The 20,778-nt window shown below is 66.4% G+C and carries 19 protein-coding genes; 8 read left to right on the top strand and 11 right to left on the bottom strand.

Going from position 1 to position 20,778, the window contains the following annotated elements:
- Positions 1-112 precede the first annotated feature (112 nt).
- The 4 genes from RMCN_RS20530 to RMCN_RS20515 are packed head-to-tail and all read left to right on the top strand — an operon-like array spanning position 113 to position 3,936.
- Positions 113-1,243 carry an ABC transporter substrate-binding protein gene (locus RMCN_RS20530; RefSeq protein WP_067393013.1) on the top strand — a complete coding sequence of 377 codons (1,131 nt, stop codon included), beginning with the start codon at positions 113-115 and terminating at the stop codon, positions 1,241-1,243.
- Between the two features lie 31 nt (positions 1,244-1,274).
- The gene (locus RMCN_RS20525; protein ID WP_067393011.1) at positions 1,275-2,120 is read left to right on the top strand and encodes an ABC transporter permease; all 846 of its coding nucleotides are present in this window, start codon (positions 1,275-1,277) and stop codon (positions 2,118-2,120) included.
- Positions 2,117-2,899, top strand: a complete 783-nt coding sequence (locus RMCN_RS20520; RefSeq protein ID WP_067393008.1) for an ABC transporter permease — start codon at positions 2,117-2,119, stop codon at positions 2,897-2,899. Before RMCN_RS20525 ends, RMCN_RS20520 begins: the two co-directional genes overlap by 4 nt.
- Positions 2,896-3,936: an ABC transporter ATP-binding protein gene (locus RMCN_RS20515; RefSeq protein ID WP_067393005.1), complete on the top strand. Its 1,041-nt coding sequence runs from the start codon at positions 2,896-2,898 to the stop codon at positions 3,934-3,936. Before RMCN_RS20520 ends, RMCN_RS20515 begins: the two co-directional genes overlap by 4 nt.
- A gap of 75 nt (positions 3,937-4,011) precedes the next feature.
- Here RMCN_RS20515 and pyrE read toward each other — a convergent pair whose 3' ends face one another.
- Together pyrE and RMCN_RS20505 are read right to left on the bottom strand one after the other, a co-directional pair.
- Positions 4,012-4,596: an orotate phosphoribosyltransferase gene (gene pyrE / locus RMCN_RS20510; RefSeq protein WP_064349141.1), complete on the bottom strand. Its 585-nt coding sequence runs from the start codon at positions 4,594-4,596 to the stop codon at positions 4,012-4,014.
- 14 nt (positions 4,597-4,610) lie between these two features.
- Positions 4,611-5,411: a HugZ family pyridoxamine 5'-phosphate oxidase gene (locus tag RMCN_RS20505; RefSeq protein ID WP_067393002.1), complete on the bottom strand. Its 801-nt coding sequence runs from the start codon at positions 5,409-5,411 to the stop codon at positions 4,611-4,613.
- 79 nt (positions 5,412-5,490) lie between these two features.
- On the opposite strand from RMCN_RS20505, the gene treS reads away from it, so the two are divergent.
- Both treS and RMCN_RS20495 read left to right on the top strand, forming a co-directional pair.
- Positions 5,491-7,308: a maltose alpha-D-glucosyltransferase gene (gene treS, locus RMCN_RS20500; protein ID WP_064413801.1), complete on the top strand. Its 1,818-nt coding sequence runs from the start codon at positions 5,491-5,493 to the stop codon at positions 7,306-7,308.
- Complete coding sequence (locus RMCN_RS20495; RefSeq protein WP_067392999.1) at positions 7,305-8,639, top strand: maltokinase N-terminal cap-like domain-containing protein; 1,335 nt, start codon at positions 7,305-7,307, stop codon at positions 8,637-8,639. The genes treS and RMCN_RS20495 overlap by 4 nt, the downstream gene beginning before the upstream one ends.
- Before the next feature lie 6 nt (positions 8,640-8,645).
- Here RMCN_RS20495 and RMCN_RS20490 read toward each other — a convergent pair whose 3' ends face one another.
- Positions 8,646-9,206, bottom strand: coding sequence for a TetR/AcrR family transcriptional regulator (locus RMCN_RS20490; RefSeq protein ID WP_067393144.1), 561 nt, complete (start codon positions 9,204-9,206; stop codon positions 8,646-8,648).
- Positions 9,207-9,599: 393 nt separating this feature from the next.
- On the opposite strand from RMCN_RS20490, the gene RMCN_RS20485 reads away from it, so the two are divergent.
- Positions 9,600-9,980: a hypothetical protein gene (locus tag RMCN_RS20485; protein WP_067392996.1), complete on the top strand. Its 381-nt coding sequence runs from the start codon at positions 9,600-9,602 to the stop codon at positions 9,978-9,980.
- Here RMCN_RS20485 and glgX read toward each other — a convergent pair whose 3' ends face one another.
- Positions 9,981-12,128: a glycogen debranching protein GlgX gene (glgX, locus tag RMCN_RS20480; protein ID WP_067392994.1), complete on the bottom strand. Its 2,148-nt coding sequence runs from the start codon at positions 12,126-12,128 to the stop codon at positions 9,981-9,983.
- 109 nt (positions 12,129-12,237) lie between these two features.
- Here glgX and RMCN_RS20475 point away from each other — a divergent pair, with 109 nt between their 5' ends.
- Positions 12,238-13,059: an enoyl-CoA hydratase/isomerase family protein gene (locus RMCN_RS20475; RefSeq protein WP_084377589.1), complete on the top strand. Its 822-nt coding sequence runs from the start codon at positions 12,238-12,240 to the stop codon at positions 13,057-13,059.
- Here the strand turns inward: RMCN_RS20475 and RMCN_RS20470 are convergent.
- The 7 genes from RMCN_RS20470 to RMCN_RS20445 all read right to left on the bottom strand — a co-directional run bounded on the left by RMCN_RS20470 (position 13,056) and on the right by RMCN_RS20445 (position 19,822).
- Entirely contained in the window at positions 13,056-13,607 is a 552-nt protein-coding gene (locus tag RMCN_RS20470; RefSeq protein WP_067392991.1) for a nicotinamidase, read from the bottom strand. The genes RMCN_RS20475 and RMCN_RS20470 overlap by 4 nt on opposite strands.
- Before the next feature lie 11 nt (positions 13,608-13,618).
- On the bottom strand, positions 13,619-14,947 hold the full coding sequence (locus RMCN_RS20465; protein ID WP_067392988.1) for a hypothetical protein: 1,329 nt from the start codon (positions 14,945-14,947) through the stop codon (positions 13,619-13,621).
- Complete coding sequence (locus tag RMCN_RS20460; protein ID WP_067392985.1) at positions 14,947-15,372, bottom strand: hypothetical protein; 426 nt, start codon at positions 15,370-15,372, stop codon at positions 14,947-14,949. Before RMCN_RS20460 ends, RMCN_RS20465 begins: the two co-directional genes overlap by 1 nt.
- Complete coding sequence (locus tag RMCN_RS31105) at positions 15,369-15,536, bottom strand: hypothetical protein (RefSeq protein WP_165595643.1); 168 nt, start codon at positions 15,534-15,536, stop codon at positions 15,369-15,371. Before RMCN_RS31105 ends, RMCN_RS20460 begins: the two co-directional genes overlap by 4 nt.
- Positions 15,533-17,383, bottom strand: coding sequence for a hypothetical protein (locus tag RMCN_RS20455; protein ID WP_067392982.1), 1,851 nt, complete (start codon positions 17,381-17,383; stop codon positions 15,533-15,535). The genes RMCN_RS31105 and RMCN_RS20455 overlap by 4 nt, the downstream gene beginning before the upstream one ends.
- A gap of 205 nt (positions 17,384-17,588) precedes the next feature.
- Positions 17,589-18,767 carry a zinc-dependent alcohol dehydrogenase gene (locus RMCN_RS20450; protein ID WP_067393138.1) on the bottom strand — a complete coding sequence of 393 codons (1,179 nt, stop codon included), beginning with the start codon at positions 18,765-18,767 and terminating at the stop codon, positions 17,589-17,591.
- A gap of 83 nt (positions 18,768-18,850) precedes the next feature.
- Positions 18,851-19,822 (bottom strand): EspK C-terminal domain-containing protein, encoded by a 972-nt coding sequence (locus RMCN_RS20445; protein WP_165604463.1) that lies wholly within the window; start codon positions 19,820-19,822, stop codon positions 18,851-18,853.
- Positions 19,823-20,778: the final 956 nt, after the last annotated feature.

The following is a 20,778-nucleotide window of genomic DNA, read 5'->3' as shown; positions in this document are numbered from 1 at the left end:
AACCGCCGCGATAGGGTTTCGGACGCCCTCGCGCGGAGTCGTTCACCGCGGCGATCCGGTGCGGTGACCGCTGCGTCACCGCACCGACTCCTGACCATCGGAAGGTTCGGCAATGAAGATCACCAGCCTGGCGGCCGCGTTGGCCGCATCCGTTCTGCTGCTGGCCGGTTCGGTTGCCTGCGCGCCGCCGGACAAGAGCGGTGACGGGCAGCAGACGCAGTCCGGTGTCAAGGCCGCCGAAGCCACTTCGGCCGAGGATTTCGGGGGGATCGACGGGCTCGTTGAGGCGGCCAAGAACGAGCGTGAGCTCAATGTCATTGCGCTACCTCCGGATTGGGCCAACTACGGCGCGATCATCAAAGCGTTCAGCGACAAGTACGGCATCAAGGTCAATTCGGCGCAGCCCGACGCATCCAGCCAGGACGAGATCAACGCGGCCAATCAGCAGAGGGGCAGGAGCACCGCGCCCGACGTGTTCGACCTCGGCCAGTCCGTCGCGTTGGCCAACACCGAGATGTTCGCGCCTTACAAGGTGGTCAATTTCGACGACATCCCGGCGGCGTTCAAAGACGCGGAGGGAACCTGGGTCAACGATTACGGCGGATACATGTCGATCGGCTTCGACTCGGCCAAGGTGCCGCCGGTGACCCGCATCGACGACCTGCTCAAGCCGGAGTATCGGGGCAAGGTGGCTCTCAACGGCGACCCCACGCAGGCGGGCGCCGCGTTCTCCGGGGTGCTGATGGTCGCGCTCTCCCAGGGCGGTTCGGTCGACGACATCGCCCCGGGCGTCGAGTTCTTCCGAAAGCTGGCCGACGCGGGCAACTTCCTGCCCGTGGACCCGACGCCGGCCACCATCGGATCCGGTCAGACGCCGGTGGTGATCGATTGGAACTACACCAACGCGGCGCAAAGCAAGAAACTGCCCTCGTGGCAGGTTCTGGTACCGCCGGAGTACGCCGTCGCGGGCTACTACTACCAGGCGATCAACAAGGACGCGCCGCACCCGGCCGCCGCGCGCCTGTGGCAGGAATTCCTCTACAGCGACGAGGGCCAGAACTTGTTCGCGCTCGGCGGTGTTCGGCCGGTTCGCGCCGACAACATGGCCACCGACGGCACATTGGACAAGGCGGCCGCGCAGACCTTGCCCGTCATCGACGGACCGGTGACGGTTCCCTCGCCCCAGCAGACCGAGGCGGCCACCAAGTATCTGTCGGAGCACTGGGCCGCCGCGATCGGCTGACCGTGCACGGGAGGGAGCGAGTCTGACCAGGCTGCGGGACACCGCGCGAGACATCCTGCCGCTGCTGCCGTTCCTGGCGGTGGTGGTGGTCTTTCTGCTCATCCCCACCGCGACGGTGATCGTCAACGCGTTCGTCGTCGACGGCGTGTTCTCCCTGGAGCGCATCAACGCATTGTTCTCCGGTCCGGCGTTGTCGGCGCTGAGCAAGAGCGTGGTGCTCTCGGGCAGCACCGCGCTGATCGGCGCGGCACTCGGGGCGGTGCTGTCCTGGTTGATCGTGTCCGGCCCGCCGACGTCGACGGTGCGGCGCGCCGTGCTGGCGCTGTGCAGCGTGCTCGCGCAGTTCGGCGGTGTCGCACTGGCTTTCGCATTTCTGGCGACGGTCGGGCTCAACGGCGTGTTGACGTTGTGGCTGGAGCACCTGCTCGGATGGAACCTCGCGGCGTCGGGGTGGTTGTACGGGTTGCCGGGCCTGATTCTGGTCTACACGTACTTTCAGATACCGCTGATGGTGATCGTGTTCATGCCCGCCCTCGAGGGTCTGCGGGCGCAGTGGCGCGAAGCGGCGCTCACCCTGGGCGCATCACGGCTGCAGTACTTCCGCGAAGTGGTCGTGCCGTTGTTGACGCCGGCGTTCCTGGGGTCGGCACTGTTGTTGTTCGCCAACGCATTCGCGGCGTACGCGACGGCCGCCGCGTTGGTCAGCCAGGGCAGCCCGATCGTGCCGCTGCTGATCAGGGCGGCGCTCACCAGCGAGGTGGTGCTGGGTCAGACGGGCTTCGCGTATGCGTTGGCGCTCGAGATGATCGTCGTCGTGGCGGTGGTGATGGTGGCCTACAACAGGTTGGTGCGACGTTCGGCGAGGTGGCTTCGATGACCCGGGCCACCAAGGTGATTCGCGGCGCGCTCTGGGTGCTTTTCGGCGCGTTCTTCCTGTTTCCGCTCTACGCGATGGCCGACTTCTCGACGCGCAACCTGCTCGCAGGTGGGCGCACTCTGCGGGCGTGGGGCAACCTGATCGCCGATGACGCGCTGTATGCGGCCATCATCGTATCCCTGCTGCTCGCGGTGTACACGGTGGTCGCGATGTTGGCGATCCTGGTGCCGACCATGATCTGGGTAAGGCTGCGGGCACCATGGGCCAAGGGCGCCGTCGAGTTCCTGTGCCTGTTGCCGTTGACGATTCCGGCGTTGGTCATCGTGGTCGGCCTGCGCAATGTCTATCTGTGGGTGACGTACTTCCTCGGAGAATCCGCGTTGACGCTGACGTTCGTCTACATCGTGTTGGTGTTGCCGTTCGCGTATCGTGCGCTGGACGCGGCGCTGTCGTCGATTGACCTGCGGACTCTCACCGAGGCCGCGCGATCGCTCGGCGCCGGTTGGGCGACAACGATTCTGCGGGTGGTCGTGCCGAACATCTGGTCGGGAATTCTGTCCGCGGCCTTCATCTCGGTTGCCGTCGTTCTCGGGGAGTACACCATCGCATCGCTGAGCGGTTATGAGACTTTGCAGGTGCAGATCGTGGCGATCGGCAAGGCCGACGGCCCCACGTCGGTGGCCGCATCGTTGGCCGTGCTGCTGCTGGGTTTCGTTCTGCTGACGGGCCTTTCGCTCGTCACCCGCGGGCGCCGTCGAGGCCGAGGAGTCGCCGCATGACCACCGGAGTCGCCGTCGAACTCAACGACCTGACGCGGGTGTACGGGTCGAGAAGGGCACTCGACGGGCTGACGCTGCGTGTCGAACCCGGCGAGCTCGTCGCGCTGCTGGGTCCGTCGGGCTGCGGTAAGACCACCGCGCTGCGCATCGTCGCCGGGCTGGACACGGCGACGTCGGGCACGGTGAGCGTCGACGGGCGAGACGTCAGCCGCGTACCCGCGAACAAGCGCGACATGGGCATGGTGTTCCAGGCCTACAGCCTGTTCCCCCACCTCACCGTGCTCGACAACGTCGCGTTCGGTCTGAAGATGCGCGGTGCCTCCAGACAAGAACGCCTGTCCCGGGCCGCCGAGATGCTGGACCTGGTCGGGCTGTCTGCTCACACCGACAAGTACGCCAGCGAATTGTCGGGCGGGCAGCAGCAACGCGTCGCACTGGCCCGCGCCCTGGCGATTGCGCCGCGAGTGCTACTGCTCGATGAACCGCTGTCGGCGTTGGACGCCATAGTCCGGTCCCAGTTGCGCGACGAGATCCGCCGTGTGCAGTTGGAGGTCGGTACGACGATGTTGTTCGTCACCCACGACCAGGAGGAAGCGCTCGCGGTGGCCGACCGTGTCGGGGTGCTGAACCAGGGCAGACTCGAACAGGTGGCCGCGCCCGCCGACCTCTACGCCAACCCGGCGACACCGTTCGTCGCGGAGTTCGTCGGCCTGAACAACAAAGTGCGCGCGACGGTTTCGAATGGCACCGCCCAACTGCTCGGGACGTCGTTGCCGACGCTGCCGGGTTCGGTGGCTTCCGGGCCCGGGCTGGCGATGGTCCGGCCGGAATCGGTGACGGTGACCGCTGATGCGGCAGGCAGCTCGACCGTCAGCTCGGTGGCGTTCCTCGGCGCGATCTCGCGGGTCTACGCCGCGATGGGTGACGGCACGGTGATCTGCGCGCAGATGGGAAGCCCGGCGGCGCGCCACCTCGCACCCGGCGACTCGGTCAGCATCGGCGTGGAATCCGACGGCGTGCTCGTCGTGCCGGCCTAACCGCGCCGAACGTGGGTTACCAGCACGCTCCGCGCGCGAAAAATGTGCGGGTAACCCACGTTCGCGGAAGAGGGGTCAGACGTCCTTGACCGGTTCGATGCCGAGGTCGCGGTAGGTGACCAGCGCGGCGAACGGCACACCCCGTGCGGCAAAGCGTTTGGCGGCGATGTCCCCACGGTCCACCATCGGGATCACGCCGGTGACCACCGCACCCGCCGCGGTCACCCGGTCGAACGCGATCTCGGTCGAGCCGCCGGTGCTGATCACGTCGTCGACCAGCAACACCCGCGTACCCGGCGCTAAGCGGGTGCCCTCGATCCACTGCTCGCGTCCGCGCGCCTTCTGCTCCTTGCGCACCGAGAACCACGCCTTGCCGGTGACCATCGCGACGCCGTGCGCCAACGGGTCGGCGCCCATGGTCAGCCCACCCACCGCGTCGAACTCGATGCCGCGACTCTCGGCCAGCTCGGCGACCGCGCGACTGACGATCGTCAACCGCTCACCGGTGTCGATCGCGTACTTGCCGTCGATGTAGTCGTGGCTGAGCTGCCCGCTGGCCAACTTGAACGGCTCGTCGCGTCGCTCGTGGCCGCGGGTGGCGATCAGATCGAACGCCGCTTGCCAGGTGGCCGGTCGCCCGGAGGGAGCCGCAGCAGTCATGAGGTGATCGTATTTCAGCCGCGGCGCGCCAGGCGGGTCAGCTCGACGGCGGCCGAACGTAATTCGTCGATCGAATCGATCTTCTTCGGATAGCCGATCCGCGTGTATGCCAGCCCGCGGTCGGTGGTGAGCCGCAGGTCGAGGCCGTACCGGTCGGCGCCCGTGCACGTCGCCGCAGTGGTGTCCGGGTAGCCGCCCAGCGCCTTGGCCATCGCGACCAGCGTGTCGGCATGGTCGGCGTTGAGATGCGCGACGGCCCCGGCCGCCAGCGGTTGCACCGGATCTGGCTGCGCGGCCGAATACGCCGCACCGCTCGTCGACTCCATCCGCCCGTAGCCGCCCACCCAGCGCACCCGCTGTACCCGCAGCACCCACAGCGTGAAGTCGCTGTAGTCGATGTAGTACTTGGCGGCCGCGACGGCCGACAGGTGTGCCTCGCGCGCGGCGGCGAGTTCGTCGTCGGCGGGCCGTTCCGCCACCCCGGCCAGGGTGACCCTCCCACTGGCCAGCGGGTCGGTCTCCGACGTCGGCGCGACGATCGCGATGCTCGCCCGCGGGTCGGCCAACAGGTTGCGCCCGTGCTCGGCGAGGTTGGACACGCACAGCACCGGGGCGCCGTCGAGCAACCCGTACGTCACGAACGACGCCCACGGGTCGCCGTCGGCCGTCAGCGTCGCCAGGGTTGCGGTATTGGTGGATGCGGCGATGGTCCGAGCTTCCTCGGCAGCCGTGGGTCGGACGGAGTTGACGACCTCCGTCAGCGGCGGAGGAATCGACGGTGCGTCACCCGGGTCGCCGTGATCACGTGTGGCCACGCCGGAACGATACCGAAGTGAGCGCCCGCACGAATTCCACCGATTCGATTCTTCGCGACGTGGGTAGGTTGAACACGGTATGGAACTACACCGGTTGGACCAGCACAGCGGTGCCCGCGCATCCGACGACCACGACCCGGCGGAGGGCAGTCACGTCGAGGACGGTGTCGTCGAGCACCCCACCGCAGAAGACTTCGGACACGCCCGGGTCCTGCCCGAGGACCGCACCTGGTTCAAACGCGCCGTCTTCTACGAGGTGCTGGTGCGCGCGTTCTACGACTCGAACTCCGACGGCATCGGGGATCTGCGCGGACTGACAGAGCAACTCGACTACGTGAAGTGGCTTGGCGTGGACTGTCTTTGGCTCCCACCGTTCTACGATTCGCCGCTGCGTGACGGTGGTTACGACATCCGCGACTTCTACCGGGTGCTGCCCGAGTTCGGCACCGTCGACGACTTCGTCGAACTCCTCGATGCCGCGCACCGCCGCGGAATCCGCGTCATCACCGACCTCGTGATGAACCACACGTCCGATCAGCACGCGTGGTTCCAGGAATCGCGTAGGGATCCCGACGGACCGTACGGCGACTTCTACGTGTGGAGCGACACCAGCGACAAGTACTCCGACGCCCGGATCATCTTCGTCGACACCGAGGAGTCGAACTGGACGTTCGATCCGGTGCGACGGCAGTTCTATTGGCACCGCTTCTTCAGCCACCAGCCCGACCTCAACTACGACAACCCGGCCGTCCAGGAGGCGATGCTCGACGTCCTGCGGTTCTGGCTCGACATCGGCATCGACGGTTTCCGGCTGGACGCGGTGCCCTACCTCTTCGAGCGGGAGGGCACAAACTGCGAGAACCTGCCCGAGACGCACGCGTTTCTCAAGCACTGCCGCAAGGTGATCGACGACGAGTACCCGGGCCGTGTGCTTCTGGCCGAGGCGAACCAGTGGCCGGCCGACGTCGTCGAGTACTTCGGTGATCCCGACACCGGCGGCGACGAATGTCACATGGCGTTCCACTTCCCGCTGATGCCGCGGATCTTCATGGCCGTCCGACGGGAGTCGCGTTTCCCGATCTCGGAGATCCTGGCGCAGACGCCCGACATCCCCGAGATGGCACAGTGGGGCATCTTCCTTCGCAACCACGACGAGTTGACGCTGGAGATGGTCACCGACGAAGAGCGCGACTACATGTACGCCGAGTACGCCAAGGATCCGCGGATGAAGGCGAACGTCGGCATCCGCCGACGGCTGGCGCCGCTGCTGGACAACGACCGCAACCAGATGGAACTGTTCACCGCGCTGCTGCTCTCGCTGCCGGGGTCGCCGGTGTTGTACTACGGCGACGAGATCGGGATGGGCGACATCATCTGGCTCGGCGATCGCGACGCGGTGCGTACCCCGATGCAGTGGACCCCGGACCGCAACGCGGGCTTCTCCACCGCGACGCCCGGGCGGGTGTATCTGCCGCCGAACCAGGATGCGATCTACGGCTTTCAGGCCGTCAACGTGGAAGCGCAGCGCGACATCTCGAACTCGCTGCTGAACTGGACCCGCACGATGCTCGCGGTACGCGGCCGCCACGACGCGTTCGCCATCGGCAGCTTCCACGAGTTGGGCGGCTCGAACCCGTCGGTGCTCACCTACGTCCGCGAGGTCGAAAAGGCCGACGGGCACAAGGACACCGTGCTCTGCGTCAACAACCTCTCCCGGTTCCCGCAGCCGATCGAGCTGAATCTGCAGGCCTACAACGGATACACGCCGGTCGAGATGACCGGATACGTGGAGTTTCCCCGCATCGGCCAGTTGCCGTACCTCCTGACCCTGCCCGGCCATGGGTTCTACTGGTTCTCGCTGAAGGCACCCGGCCCGGAGCATGGAGAACTGTCATGACGCTGCCGTTCGAAGAGTGGCTGCCACACCAACGGTGGTACGCCGGGCGCAGCCGCGAATTGGCCGCGGTGCACCAGGCGGCCTGCACCGCGCTGCGCGACGATCTGGACCTCGTGCTGCTCGACGTCTCCTATACCGACGGCTCGAGTGAGCGCTATCAAGTGCTGTTGCGCTGGAACTCCGGACCGATCGAGGAGTACGCGGAGGTCGCCACCATCGGCACCGACGGTGACCGCACCGCCTACGACGCGCTCTACGACCCGGCAGCCGCGCAGTTCCTGCTGTCGCTGATCGATTCCTCGGCGACGGTCGGGGATGTGCGGTTCGTGAAGGAACCCGACGTCGAGTTGCCGCTGGATGCGGCGCCGCGGGTCTCGGCAGCAGAACAGAGCAACACCAGCGTGGTGTTCGAGGAGGAGGCGATCCTCAAGCTCTTCCGTCGCATCACGCCGGGAACGAACCCGGACATCGAGTTGAATCGCGTGCTGGCGCGCGCCGGCAACCCGCATGTGGCGCGGCTGCTCGGCTCCTTTGAGACGACGTGGGACGGGCACGAGGACGGTGAGCCGTGCGCGCTCGGCATGGTCGCCGAGTTCGCGGCGACCTCTGCCGAGGGTTGGGATATGGCGACCGCCAGCACCCGTGACCTGTTCGCCGAGGGTGACCTGTACGCCGACGAGGTTGGCGGTGACTTCGCCGGCGAGTCGTATCGGCTCGGTGAGGCGGTCGCGTCGGTGCACGCCACGCTGGCCGACGAACTGGGCACCGAGACCGCAGTGTTCCCGGCCGACACCGCGTTGGAGCGGCTGGCCGCGGCGACCAAGTCTGTGCCCGATCTCGAGAAGTACGGACCGCTGATCGAGGAGCGGTACCGCAAGCTGTCGGAGGAGACGATCACCGTTCAGCGCATCCACGGCGATCTGCATCTCGGCCAGGTTTTGCGCATACCCGAGGGCTGGCTGCTGATCGACTTCGAGGGTGAGCCCGGTCAGCCGCTCGAGGAACGGCGCCGGCCGGATTCCCCGCTGCGCGACGTGGCCGGAGTGTTGCGCTCGTTCGAATACGCGGCCTACCAACGGTTGATGGAACAGTCGTCCGATGAGGACCGCGATCGTCAGCTCGGGGCGCGGGCCCGGGAGTGGGTGGACCGCAACGCCGCATCGTTCTGTGAGGGCTACGCCGAGATCTCGGGTACCGATCCTCGGGACAACGGCCAGCTGTTGGCGGCCTACGAACTGGACAAGGCGATTTACGAGGCCGCGTACGAGGCGCGCTTCCGGCCGAGCTGGTTGCCGATCCCGATGAAGTCGATCGCGCGCATCATCGGCTGAGCTGACCTATCGGTGGAGCATGAGGTCGAGCACGCGGTCGCTCAATAACGCGGGCTCGCGCGGCGCCGACCGGACCTCGTGCAGCAAGCCGATGCCGGTGGCGAACAACAGAGCCGAACGCAGATCCGCCTCGCCATCGTCGAAGCCGTAGTCGACCAGCGCGTCGCGCACCGCGCTCAGCACGCGTACATCGCTCTGGTGGACGCTGGCCAGCACCGTCCGGTCGGTCAACGACCACACGCGCATCGCCCGCTCCAATGCCCACTGGTCGGGACACATCAGTGTCTGGATCATCGCTATCAGCCGCGCGCGGGGTTCGTCGCCTCCCATGTCCTCGAACCGGCGCCGCTGCTCGTCGTGGTGGTTGGCCCACGCCCGGGCCAGCGCGTCGCGGTAGGCCGGCATGTCGGTGAAGTGCCAGTAGAAGCTGCCCTTGGTGACGTCGAGGCGTTCACACAGGCGGCCGATCCGCAGCGCGCCAGGGCCACCTTCGGCGAGCACAGCGAAACCGGTCTGGATCCAGTCTTGAGCGGTGACCCGACGCCCGGCGCTGGTGGGGGCGGTCATGGAGGGCAGCATACGGTGGCCGCACCACCAATACTGACACTCACGAAAATTTTGGCCGGCGCGAGTCACGGCCGAGTGCGTGCCGTGTGGAAGAAGGAGGACGGCAACCGTGGCCGCCGGTAGGCGCCGCCGCTCATCGGCTCCTACTCGCCCCGCCCGGGCGTGTGACAACTCAGACTGTCATTCGCGACGGCCACGGTTGCTGTGAGGCAAACCGTAGCACAAAAGCAGGTCCCCGTCCCGAATTTCGACGGTCAAGAAGCCTGTCGCACAGTCGTTTTCGGGCGCGACCCAGTCGGATGCGGGCTCCGCGGCCCAGCCGGCGGACAGCATGGGTCCGCCCGCCGGGCGATGCGGCGTTTAGCCACCAGGCAGGTGGGCAATCGAATACCCGTGAGCGCAAACCCGGACCCAGGTTATTCACCCAACGACGGCGGTGGCGTCGGCGACACGCTGCGCCCGACGGAGGCGATGGACTCCGACGACGTGCGCAACGCCGACGGCGACGAGACCGTCGACCCGCCAGAGGGATGGCGTGAAGCCGACAAGATCAACGCCGACGGCGAGGTCGACGAGAGCCTCGACGAGAAACTGGCCGCCGAAGAGCCCGAGCAGCCCGAGCTGAACCAGCCGGTGGGTGAGCCGAGCGGCGACACCGAGCTGCGCCCCGACGACGAGGTCGACCGCATCGACCCAGACCAGCACGGCCGCGACGAAGGCCAGATCGACGGCACCCCGGAGGACGGCGACTCGTTCTTCCCGGTGGTCGAGTAGCTACTCTGCCGGGGCCGCCTGCAGCACAAGCATTGAGCGCGCTGCGACCTCGACCTTCTGCCCGGCGTCGACCGGGGTCGGCTCGTCTTCATCGTCGGCCGACGTGTCGATCACCGGGATCCAGGAGTCGCCGAACTTGCGCTCCGGCACCACGAAGTCGATCGGTTCGTAGTGGGCGTTGAAGCACAGCACGAACGAGTCATCGACGATGCGCTGCCCGCGCACGTCGCGGTCGGGAATGCCGTTACCGTTGAGATACACCGCGATTGACTTGGCGTAACCCGTTTCCCAGTCCTCGTCGCTCATCTCGGACCCGTCGGGTGCGAACCAGGCGATGTCGGGCAGCCCGTCGCCGCCGCGCTGGCGCACCGGGCGTCCGGAGAAGAACCGGCGCCGACGGAACACCGGGTGCGCCGCGCGCAGCGCCGACACCTTGCGGGTGAACTCCATCAGCTCGGTGTCTGGGGTGGACCAGTCGATCCACGACAGCTCGTTGTCCTGGCAGTACACGTTGTTGTTGCCCTGCTGGGTGCGGCCGAGCTCGTCACCGTGGGCGATCATCGGGACGCCCTGCGAAAGCAACAGTGTGGTAAGGAAATTGCGCTGCTGGCGCGCTCGCAGCGCATTGATCTCGGGATCGTCGGTCGGTCCCTCCACGCCGCAGTTCCAGGACCGGTTGTGGCTCTCGCCGTCGTTGTTGTCCTCGCCGTTGGCCTCGTTGTGTTTCTCGTTGTAGGACACCAAGTCCCGCAGCGTGAAGCCGTCGTGGGCGATGACGAAGTTGATGGAGGCGACGGGACGGCGACCGGTCTGCTCGTACAGGTCGGCCGAACCCGTTAAGCGATAGGCCAATTCGTCGAGCGTGGCGGGCTCACCGCGCCAGTAGTCGCGGACCGTGTCGCGGTACTTTCCGTTCCACTCCGTCCACTGCGGCGGGAAGTTGCCCACCTGGTAACCACCGGGGCCGACGTCCCACGGTTCGGCGATCAACTTGACCTGGCTGACCGTCGGATCCTGTTGTACGAGTTCGAAGAACGTCGACAGCCGGTCGACGTCGTAGAACTCGCGGGCCAATGTGGAGGCGAGATCGAAACGGAACCCGTCGACGTGCATCTCGGTCACCCAGTACCGCAACGAATCCATGATCAGCTGAAGCGAATGCGGATGACCGACGTTGAGGCTGTTGCCGGTACCGGTGTAGTCCATGTAGTAACGCTTGTCGTCCTCGACGAGCCGGTAGTACGCGCCGTTGTCGATGCCCCGCATCGACAGGGTCGGGCCCAGGTGGTTGCCTTCGGCGGTGTGGTTGTAGACCACGTCGAGGATGACCTCGATGCCTGCCTCGTGCAGTGCGCGGACCATCGCCTTGAACTCCTGCACCTGCCCGCCGGGATTGGGGCTGGAGCTGTATTTGGAGTCGGGTGCCAAAAAGCCGATCGTGTTGTAGCCCCAGTAGTTGGACAGGCCCTTGTCGATCAGCGTGGAGTCGTTGGCGAAGTGGTGCACCGGCAGCAACTCGATCGCCGTCACACCGAGCGACTGCAGGTGCTCGATGATCACCGGATGCGCCACGGCCGAGTAGGTGCCGCGGATGTTCTCCGGGATGTCGGGGTGCGTCTGCGTCAGGCCCTTGACGTGCGCTTCGTAGATGACCGAATCGGCGTACTCGTAATCCGGCGGCCGGTCGTTGCCCCAGTCGAAGTAGGGGTTGATGACCACCGACTTGGGCATGCTCGCAGCGGAGTCGTCGTCGTTGCGGCTGTCGGGATCGCCGAAGTTGTAGCTGAACAGCGACTGGTTCCAGTCGAAGTTGCCGTCGATGGCCTTCGAGTACGGATCGAGCAGCAGCTTGTTGGCGTTGCAGCGCTGTCCCGACGGTGGGTCGTACGTACCGTGCACCCGGTAGCCATACCGCTGGCCGGGTTCGATGTTCGGGATGAAACCGTGCCACACGAACGCATCGTTCTCGGGCAGCGTGATGCGGGTCTCGGTGCCATCCGCGTCGAACAGGCACAGCTCGACCTTCTCGGCGGCCTCACTGAACACCGCGAAATTGGTGCCCGTCCCGTCATAGGTCGCGCCGAGCGGATAGGCCTTACCCGGCCAGACCTCATGGGACGCGGCTTGGGGGGCGGGGGCTTGGGTCAATTCTCACTCCAGACGACGACACACATGGACAACGCGACGATACGGGTGTGCCCGATGCGGCAGCATCACAACCAACTCCGCACGAAATCACACTAGCCAGGAGAAACGCGTGCCTGCCCGCCCCGACCTGCCCGGTTACCGCACACTGCTGACCGGTTTCGATGACGGGGTCGCGACCATCACGTTGAACCGGCCGCGGCAGCGCAACGCCGTCGGCGACGGTATGCGCACCGAACTCGCCGACGCCTACCGGCGACTGGGCCGCGACGACGAGGTGCGGGTCATTGTGCTGACCGGAACCCCGCCCGCGTTCTGCGCAGGAGCCGATTTGGCCGCCGGCGAGGACACCTTCGTCGCGCCGGGGGCAGGGTTCAGCGCGGCCGGTATCGATGTGCCCGCCTGGACGCTGCCCAAGCCGGTCATCGCGGCGGTCAACGGGCACGCGATCGGGTTGGGGCTGACGCTCGCGCTGCAGTGCGACATCCGGTTGTTCGCCGCCGAGGGTCGCTACGGCGTCGTGCAGGTGCGACGCGGAGTGGTCGGCGACGCCTACTCGCACTGGATCCTTCCGCGCCTGGTCGGCGTGGCCAACGCGGCCGAAATTCTGTTGACCGGGGCGACTTTCGATGGTGCGCGGGCGGTCGAGCTCGGCCTGGGCAGTCGGGTGTTGCCCGCGCCGCAAGTGTTGCCCGCCGCGCTGGACCTCGCCCACGACATCGCCGTCAACACCGCGCCGATGTCGGTGGCGGCCAGCAAGCGGCTGCTGTGGGACTCCTACGATCTGGACCGGTCGGCGGTCGGCGCCCGCGAGACCGAGATTCACCTGCGCCTGATGGGACACGACGATGCCAAGGAAGGCGTGCGCGCGTTCCTGGAGGGGCGAACGCCGTCGTGGACCGGTAAGCCCGTCGACCCGACGGCCGAGGACTAGACGATCTGGACGCCGACCGCGCGCAGGTCTTCGACGGCCTTGGCCGTCGACTCGACGCCGACTCCGGCGGTCAGGCCGAGCAGGACGCGCGTGGTGAACCCGTGGGCTACGGCGTCGGACGCCGTCGCGCGCACGCAGTGATCGGTGGCGATGCCGACCACGTCGACTTCGTCGACTCCGCGCTGACGCAACCAGTCGGCCAGTGACGTTTCGGTCTCGTCGCTGCCCTCGAAGCCGCTGTAGGCGGCCGAGTACTCGCCCTTGGTGAACACGGCCTCGACCGCGTCGGGCCGCAACTGCGGATGAAAGTCGGCGCCGGAGGTACCGACGACGCAGTGCCGTGGCCACGACGTCACAAAGTCGGGGTCATCGGAGAAGTGGTCACCGGGGTCGATGTGAAAGTCCTTGGTGGCCACCACATGTGCGTATTCGGTCTGGTCGGCGAGTAACTGGCTGATATTGCGGGCGACGTCGGTTCCGCCGCTGACGGCCAGCGAGCCGCCCTCGCAGAAGTCGTTCTGCACGTCGACGATGATGAGCGCCTTCATGCCCTTCGACGCTACCCGCCGAACAGCAGGTACAGCCCGGTGAAGGTGTAGCCGACCATCACCAGCATCATCGCCAGCTGCCCGGTCAGCTGATGAGCCGACGGCAGCAGGCGCAAGGCCCGGTCATGCGCTGCGACCACACCGGCGACGTGCCCGGCCAGAACGAAGCCGACCTTGAGCGTCGCCAGCACCGCGGGGTGCTGAGACAGGAAGTAGCTGACCTCCGCGTCTTGCAGCCAGAACAGGTTCCACCCGCGAGCCAACGGGTCGGCCAGCAGGACGATCGTCTGCTGACCGCGCTCGACCAGATAGGTCAGGTAGTGGGCGAATACGTAGCCGATGACGATCGGGATCAGCGAGTGAGCCATCAACCCCGGCAGTCGGCGGCGACGGTCGCGGTCCACTCCTCCGGTGGCGACGGCGGCGAGCGAGAATGTGGCGGCGACGACGGCCGCGAACGTGGCCAGGCCGGCGGTCTTGATGAGGGTCGCGCTCAGCGTCGACGAGGAATGGTCGTCGACGAAGTTCCGCCATTCGGGCATGGCCGAAAAGCTGTCGAATGCGGTCGATCCCAGAAGCACGGCCATGACGGCGACGAGGCCCGGGCGTACCGGTAACGACGGCAGATGGTCGAACGGGTTGCCGATCGCGATACGGCCCGTGCCGGGGTCTCGGCGAAACGGCGACAGCCGCGAGGCCACCACGCTGTACATCTCGAAAGGGTCGGCCCGCGTGCACCAACGCTCACCACACACCAGCGCCCCGGCCAGCGTGACGACAAGGTAGATCAGCAGCCAAATACGGATGGCGCCAAGGGAACCCGGGTCGGGGCTGGCCAGCTCCAACCAGACGAACGCGAACAACCCGAAGACCGCGGGCCAGTATCCGAGCCACGCGGGGTAGGTCAGGCGCAGCGACCGTCCGCCCAGCAGCCGAAGGACCGCCCGCACCGGTGATATCGCCCGCCACACCGGCCCGATGATCAGCGAGAGCGCCACCAGGCCCACCCACAGCAGGACGTAGAACACACCGGGTAGCGGGTTCCTCGCGTCTTGGGGGCCGAGGACGGCAGCCACACCGACCCACACCGCGAAACCCAACCCGGCAAGCGCGAGGGCCCAACGGGTCACCGGCGCATCGATCACCGCCGTCACCCAATGAGGAAGGGGGCGAACCGAATTGTCCGGATCGAACCGTGGCTTCTTCCACGCGAATGCCACGACCGCGAAGGTGAACGTCAACGCCCATGCGGCCCCGACCACCGCGTAGGTGAACGGAATCGGCAGATCCGTCGAACCGCCGAGGCCGTGGGCCAGTACGGAGACCGACGGCCCTGACATCACTGCTGAACTTGAACGGTGGCGATCACGCGATTCAGGTCATGCAGCTCGATCTCGACGTTGCCGGGCACATCGACGGTGAACTGGAATTGCTGGCCAGGCGTCGGGTCCACCTTGAAGGTGTGCTCGGGCACCGAGTGCACATGCAGTTCATCAGCCGCGTCGCTGTTGACCCGCAGCACGATCGGCTCGCCGACCTTGCCCTGAATCTGTGCGTTCGTCGGGTCGACGTTGCCGCCCTCGATCGTGACGTCGATGGTCAAGCGATCGGGCGGACGCTGCTGATCCGGCATGTCCGCCGCGTCAACAGTCGACTGCGCGGGACTACTCGCTTCCGGTTCGGTATCGCGCGAGCCGCCGCAGCCGGCGACGAGAAGTGTCGCGGCGAAGCAGATCGCGCCGGAGCGGATGAGTGTCGGTTTCACGTTGTGCTTTCCCCGTTGGATTCTTCTCGTTTACGACGGTTCTTCATTGCTATGTAAACCACCACCCCGGCGACGACGATCGCCGGGGCGAACGCGGGCACCGCTATCCAAATCGGATGGTCGGCGAGGACCACGACGTCGGCGCTGTTCGGCGCGCCCGTCATGATTGCGCACTGGGTTGTAGCTCGGCCTCACTCCCGCTGGGCTCGCTGCGGTTGATCCGGCCGCCGCCCCAGGTGACACCGGCAACCATGGCGAGCGAGCACAGGAGCACCACCAGGCATCCGATGAGCCACAACGACTCTGGGATGTCCGGGCTGCGTTCGCGCTGGAGGATCGTGATCTCCGAAACGAACGGACGCGTCATGTTCGGCTCGGCGGGCACTTCCTCCGCGCCGATGCCCGGATCACCGGCCAGGTAGATCGGCACCGCCGTCAGCATCCGGCCGTCGTGGACACGCAGCAGCGTCTTCCACGTGCCGGAGACCGGCATCGGCTCGGTGGAGCGGTAGTGGCCGGGCCCGACCTGCTCGAGGTTGTCGACGAACATGCCGCGCTGGTTGGGCAGGCCGCCCTGCCAGCCGAGCACCGACACCCAGTTCGGATCCTCGCTGAGCAGGTTGGCGGGCGTGATCTGCACGTCGGCGGTGACGAACCGCGCGTCGTCATCACCGGGGACTTCGGTCAAGACGATGGTGGCGTTGGCGTTCTCGGGAACGTCGTAGCGCAGGCCGTTGGCGGTGGCGCCGCCGATCGCAAGCACCGTCAACACGACGAGGCCGACGCTCAGCGCCCGGCGCGGAAGTCGCTGTTCGGTCAACACCATGCCGATCATCGCGCCGCACGCGCCGGCCAAGATGGCGACCGGTACGGACATCGCGAGCGCCTCGGGCCAGATGCTGCTAGGCCACGGCAGGTGGTAGACGGCGTTGATCCACAGCGACTCCAGCCACAGGCCGACGGTGCCGACGCCCAGGCCGGCCACGGCGCCGAAGAGCACCGGACGCTTGATCAGTGGCGTCAGGGCGATGAGCTCGACTACGACGGCGGCGCCGAGATAGAGGGGGAACCAGTTGACCGGTGCGTCGAGCACGGGGGTGACGAGGAACGCCACGATCCCGCGCAGGCCGATGGCGATGACGGCCGCGATGATCGCCGCGCCACGGCCGAGGAAGATCCGCGCGGCCACCAGGGCGAGCGCGGCCGCCGCGGCGATCAGCATGGGCTGGAAGACCTGGCGGAACTGCGGGACGCCGAAGTCGAACTCGATCTGGTAGACGGACATGCCGATCAGCACCCCGGCGAATGCCAGGTACTGGATGAACTTCAGACCGATACCGTCAGGCGGCGTGTCGGGCGTCCGGACCCGTTTGCCTTCGAGTTCGAGGTAGGCAGCGGCCAAGGTGGAAAAGCCTGCGCCACCGATCATCATCAGGTGGGTGGGGCCCCACAGCGTGACGTCCTGGCCGAAAATGCGGTGCCACATGTCGTCGAGGGGGAAACCGAGCAGCGCGTACAAACCGCACCCGGCCATGACGATGCCGCCCACCGGGGCATACCAGTGGTCGGTGATGCGCACCGCGGCAGGACCGGGACGCTCTTCCTCGCCGCGGGGCAGCACCATTGCGGTGCAGCCGGCGACGAAGATGCCGAACAGGCCGATGAGGATGAAGTAGTGAGCGGGGTTGGCGAGTGCGCCGTCGTCGCGTCCGTTGCCGATGTGCAGGCTGACGTCCCAGATGAATCCGAACAGCGCGCAGATGATCGACGCGATGAAAAGCGCAATGGGCAAGGCGACCCACGACGGCCGCTTGAAGCGGCGTCCGGACCAGTCGCCGAGGCGGGCCAACCACTCGATCTTGTGCGTGCGGTGCATCCAGCCGATCCACAACAGCACCACGGCGATCACAGCGGCGGCGATCGACAGACCGATGATTTCGTGGATGGCGGCGCCGCCGCCCTCGCTCTGGGCCACTACCGAAATCTCTGAGGCTTTCCAAGTACTCGTCATATGCCCACCTGCCGGAAGTCGGAGGAAACTCCTTACTCGTCGGTAATGTTGCCAGAACTTCCGATTGCGAAACCAGGGGTATCAGGTAGCGACAACACGGATTGTCTCAAGGGTTGTGTCGGCCGCGGCCGGGTGGCCGTAGCGGTTGGTTGGCGGTAGTCGACGAGAGCGTCGAGTAGCGGAGCCTCAGACTGATCCATCGGCATCAGGGCTTCAGAATGGTCTTGACCATGCCGTCTTCCTTCTTCTGGAAGGTTTCATAGGCGCCAGGAGCGTCGTCGAGCGGTAGCCGGTGGGTGGCGAACTGCTCGACGCCCAGCGGGTCCTCGGCGGTCAACAACGGCATGATGTCGGGCACCCACCTCTTGACGTTGGCCTGGCCCATCCGCAGCTGGATCTGCTTGTCGAACAACGTCATCATGTTGATCGGGTCGGCTGCGCCGCCGTAGACGCCGGACAGGGAGATGGTGCCGCCGCGGCGGACGAGGGCGATCGCGGAGTTAAAAGCGGCGAGCCGGTCGACGCCGGCGTTCTTCATCACGACGCGGCCGATGGGGGAGGGCAGGAAGCCGCTGGCGGTCTGCATGGTTTCGGCGACGGGCGAGCCGTGCGCCTCCATGCCGACGGCGTCGATGACCGAATCGGCGCCCCGACCGTCGGTGTGGCTCTTTACGACCTCGTCAGCGTCGTCGGTGCGTAGATCGATGACCTCATCGCAGTAGGCGCGGGCGCGCGAGAGCCGCTCGTCGACCAGATCGATGCCGATGACCTTGCAGCCCTTGCGGTGCGCGGCGATACGGCAGGCCATCGAGCCGATCGGACCAAGACCGAGGACGACCAGGGTGCCGCCGTCGGGTACCGCCGCATACTCCACGGCTTGCCATGCGGTGGGCAGGACGTCGGAAAGATAGACGTAACGGTCGTCTGGTCCATCGTTCGGAACCTTGATGTGGGTGTACTGCGCCTGCGGGACGCGCAGGTACTCGGCCTGCCCGCCGGCGACTTCGCCGTAGAGCTTCGAGTAGCCGAACAGGGCGGCGCCCGTCCCTTGGTCACGGTTCTGGGTGGTTTCGCACTGGCTCTGCAGGCCGTGATCACACATGAAGCAGTGGCCGCAGGAGATGTTGAAGGGGATCACCACGCGGTCGCCGGGCTGCAGACCGTCGACCTGGCTGCCGATCTCTTCGACGATTCCCATCGCTTCGTGGCCCAAGATGTCGCCGGGGTTCATGAACGCGCCGAGCACCTCGTAGAGGTGGAGGTCCGAACCGCAGATGTTGGTGCTGGTGACCCGGATGATCGCGTCGGTGGGTTCCTTGATCGCGGGATCGGGCACGTTGTCGACGGATACTTTCCGACGACCTTGCCAGGTGACTGCTCGCATGCGCGCCTCCTCGTGGTCTGAGGATGGCGTGCCCATTCGGCTGAGCGCCAAACTTCGGCTGGTGCTCGAACGTGACGCGGCGGTCAGACGGTGGCGTCGGTCGCGATCGCATCCTGCATGAGGACGCTCAGGTGCTGCCAGTAGATCCAGTCGGCGATGGCCGCGCGCTGGTCGGCGGCGTCGGTCGCGTTGTGCGCTCGGTGCAGAGCAAGCTCCTGGGCGTGGTCGGCATAGGTGATGAAACACTGCAACTGGACCGGGGCGCGATCGGGAGAGTTGCTGAGCAATGGACGGAAGACTTCGAACCACAGCAGCGCGCGGCGGTCCTCCGGGGGAGTGGCGTCAGTGGGTGGTGGAGGCAGCACCTCGGATAGCCCGGTCGGGGTGATGGCGGCCAATTTACTTGCCGCGTCAGGGGATATCACCTGAAGACGATGGCGGCCAGCCATCTGGCCGCTATCGGGAATGTCGTCGGGATGCAGGATGATCCGGGGTGCGCCGGGGTCGAAGCCCTTGAGCTGATCCTCGGTGGCGATTACGGCGCGAAGCTCGGTGTTGTGGTGCTGTGCCCAACCATGAAGTGCGAGAATGGGATACGTTGCCCAAGATCCGCGGACATGAGCGGGGATACCTTCGTCGGCGGTGGCCATCTTGACGCGGTCGGGTAGTTTCACATCGTCGGGGATGTAGCCGAGGCCATAGTTGTTGGCGACGACGATGGTTCCGTCCTTCGCGAGGCCGGTGACCCAGTAGAAGCCCATATCGGTGATGCCGACGTTCAGGGCTGCCGCGATCCGCTGTGCGAGTTGAGCAGGATCGCTGCCGGGCCGCCGAAGGGTGGCGGCCGCGATGGCCTCGCGCTGGGCGCGTGCGGCCGAAACCGGAACGGGCGCAGGGGCGCCGACTGTGCTGGCGCCGGGTGCTGCCGTGCCGGGTGGAACGCTGGGGCCGACGTTGGCGGCCGGCGCGACAGGAGCGGCCGGGGGCGGAGTGGGTGGTGGACCCAGGGGTATGGGTGAAGCGGGAGCAGCGCCGGGCGCGGGAAGCGGTGCCACGGGGGCTTGGCCGGTCGCTGGGACTGTCGTGGGCGGGGATGTGGTCTGGCTGGATTGTGGTGGCGATGGCGCGTCAGCGATCGGGGGAAGATTGGACGGCTGCATACTCGAGGTCGCAATCGGAGCGGACTGCGGCGGCGCAATCGGAGACTGAGCAACAGCTTTGGACGCCGACTCGGCCATCGTCCGTTGGAAGTCGGCCATCTGCGCCTGAGCCGGTGTGGCGGCTGCGGGGTTGACGGTGCTTGGTGCGCTCGGCGTGGACGGCACCGACGGGGCTGACGGCGCAGACGATCCGCCGCTCGATAAGGGACTGGCCGGAGTGGTGATGCGGGGAGACGCAGGGGCTGCGGGACTGCTTGGCGCACTGGGGATTCCGGGGGGTACCGCTGTCGGCGAATCTGTACCGCCTTGTATCGATGGCGAACCACCGACACCGACGGGAGCTGCTTCGGGGCCGTAAGTCGGTTCTGAGGCCTCCTCACCACTGGACACTCCGATGGGAAGTTCTGCACCAACTGTCGGCGCGGCCGGGGAGTACCTGCCTTCTGGCGTCGGCGGAATACTCGGCGTTGGTGCGAGCGGAGGTGTCCCGGTTTCGATTCCAGCTGTGGCACTTTCGGGGTCATAGCGATTGCTCGCGGGGATGATTGACGGACCATTCTTCGGCTCAGTGCCATGGAGAAAAGAGACGTCGTCAGCTGGCGGTTCTTTTGTCTGGTCAAACTTGCTGCTGACTATTCTTGCCGCTGCTGAATTTGCGGTCGCTAAGTTCTCGGCGCGAACGACTGCTATGCCTTGACTTATCGCTGCGGTCTTTGCGTCCTCAGGAATTTCGCTATGCCCGCGTACCCAATCAAGGATCCTATTGGCTATCTCGACTCTATCGCTGATCTCACTCTTCGCCGCGATTGTTGCCGCTGCGCTGTGTTCGTAAAGTCTCGCTGCCGCATGTA

This window comes from Mycolicibacterium novocastrense (assembly GCF_001570485.1).
GTDB lineage: Bacteria > Actinomycetota > Actinomycetes > Mycobacteriales > Mycobacteriaceae > Mycobacterium > Mycobacterium novocastrense.
The sequence above is the reverse complement of the archived record's forward strand: the minus strand, read 5'-3'. Positions and strand labels throughout refer to the sequence as shown.

Coding starts and splice junctions, on each gene's coding strand:
- RMCN_RS20530 (WP_067393013.1), top strand. CDS start 113: ATGAAGATCACCAGCCTGGCGGCCGCGTTGGCCGCATCCGTTCTGCTG.
- RMCN_RS20520 (WP_067393008.1), top strand. CDS start 2,117: ATGACCCGGGCCACCAAGGTGATTCGCGGCGCGCTCTGGGTGCTTTTC.
- RMCN_RS20515 (WP_067393005.1), top strand. CDS start 2,896: ATGACCACCGGAGTCGCCGTCGAACTCAACGACCTGACGCGGGTGTAC.
- pyrE (WP_064349141.1), bottom strand. CDS start 4,596: ATGACTGCTGCGGCTCCCTCCGGGCGACCGGCCACCTGGCAAGCGGCG.
- treS (WP_064413801.1), top strand. CDS start 5,491: ATGGAACTACACCGGTTGGACCAGCACAGCGGTGCCCGCGCATCCGAC.
- RMCN_RS20495 (WP_067392999.1), top strand. CDS start 7,305: ATGACGCTGCCGTTCGAAGAGTGGCTGCCACACCAACGGTGGTACGCC.
- RMCN_RS20490 (WP_067393144.1), bottom strand. CDS start 9,206: ATGACCGCCCCCACCAGCGCCGGGCGTCGGGTCACCGCTCAAGACTGG.
- RMCN_RS20470 (WP_067392991.1), bottom strand. CDS start 13,607: ATGAAGGCGCTCATCATCGTCGACGTGCAGAACGACTTCTGCGAGGGC.
- RMCN_RS20465 (WP_067392988.1), bottom strand. CDS start 14,947: ATGTCAGGGCCGTCGGTCTCCGTACTGGCCCACGGCCTCGGCGGTTCG.
- RMCN_RS31105 (WP_165595643.1), bottom strand. CDS start 15,536: ATGACGGGCGCGCCGAACAGCGCCGACGTCGTGGTCCTCGCCGACCAT.
- RMCN_RS20455 (WP_067392982.1), bottom strand. CDS start 17,383: ATGACGAGTACTTGGAAAGCCTCAGAGATTTCGGTAGTGGCCCAGAGC.
- RMCN_RS20450 (WP_067393138.1), bottom strand. CDS start 18,767: ATGCGAGCAGTCACCTGGCAAGGTCGTCGGAAAGTATCCGTCGACAAC.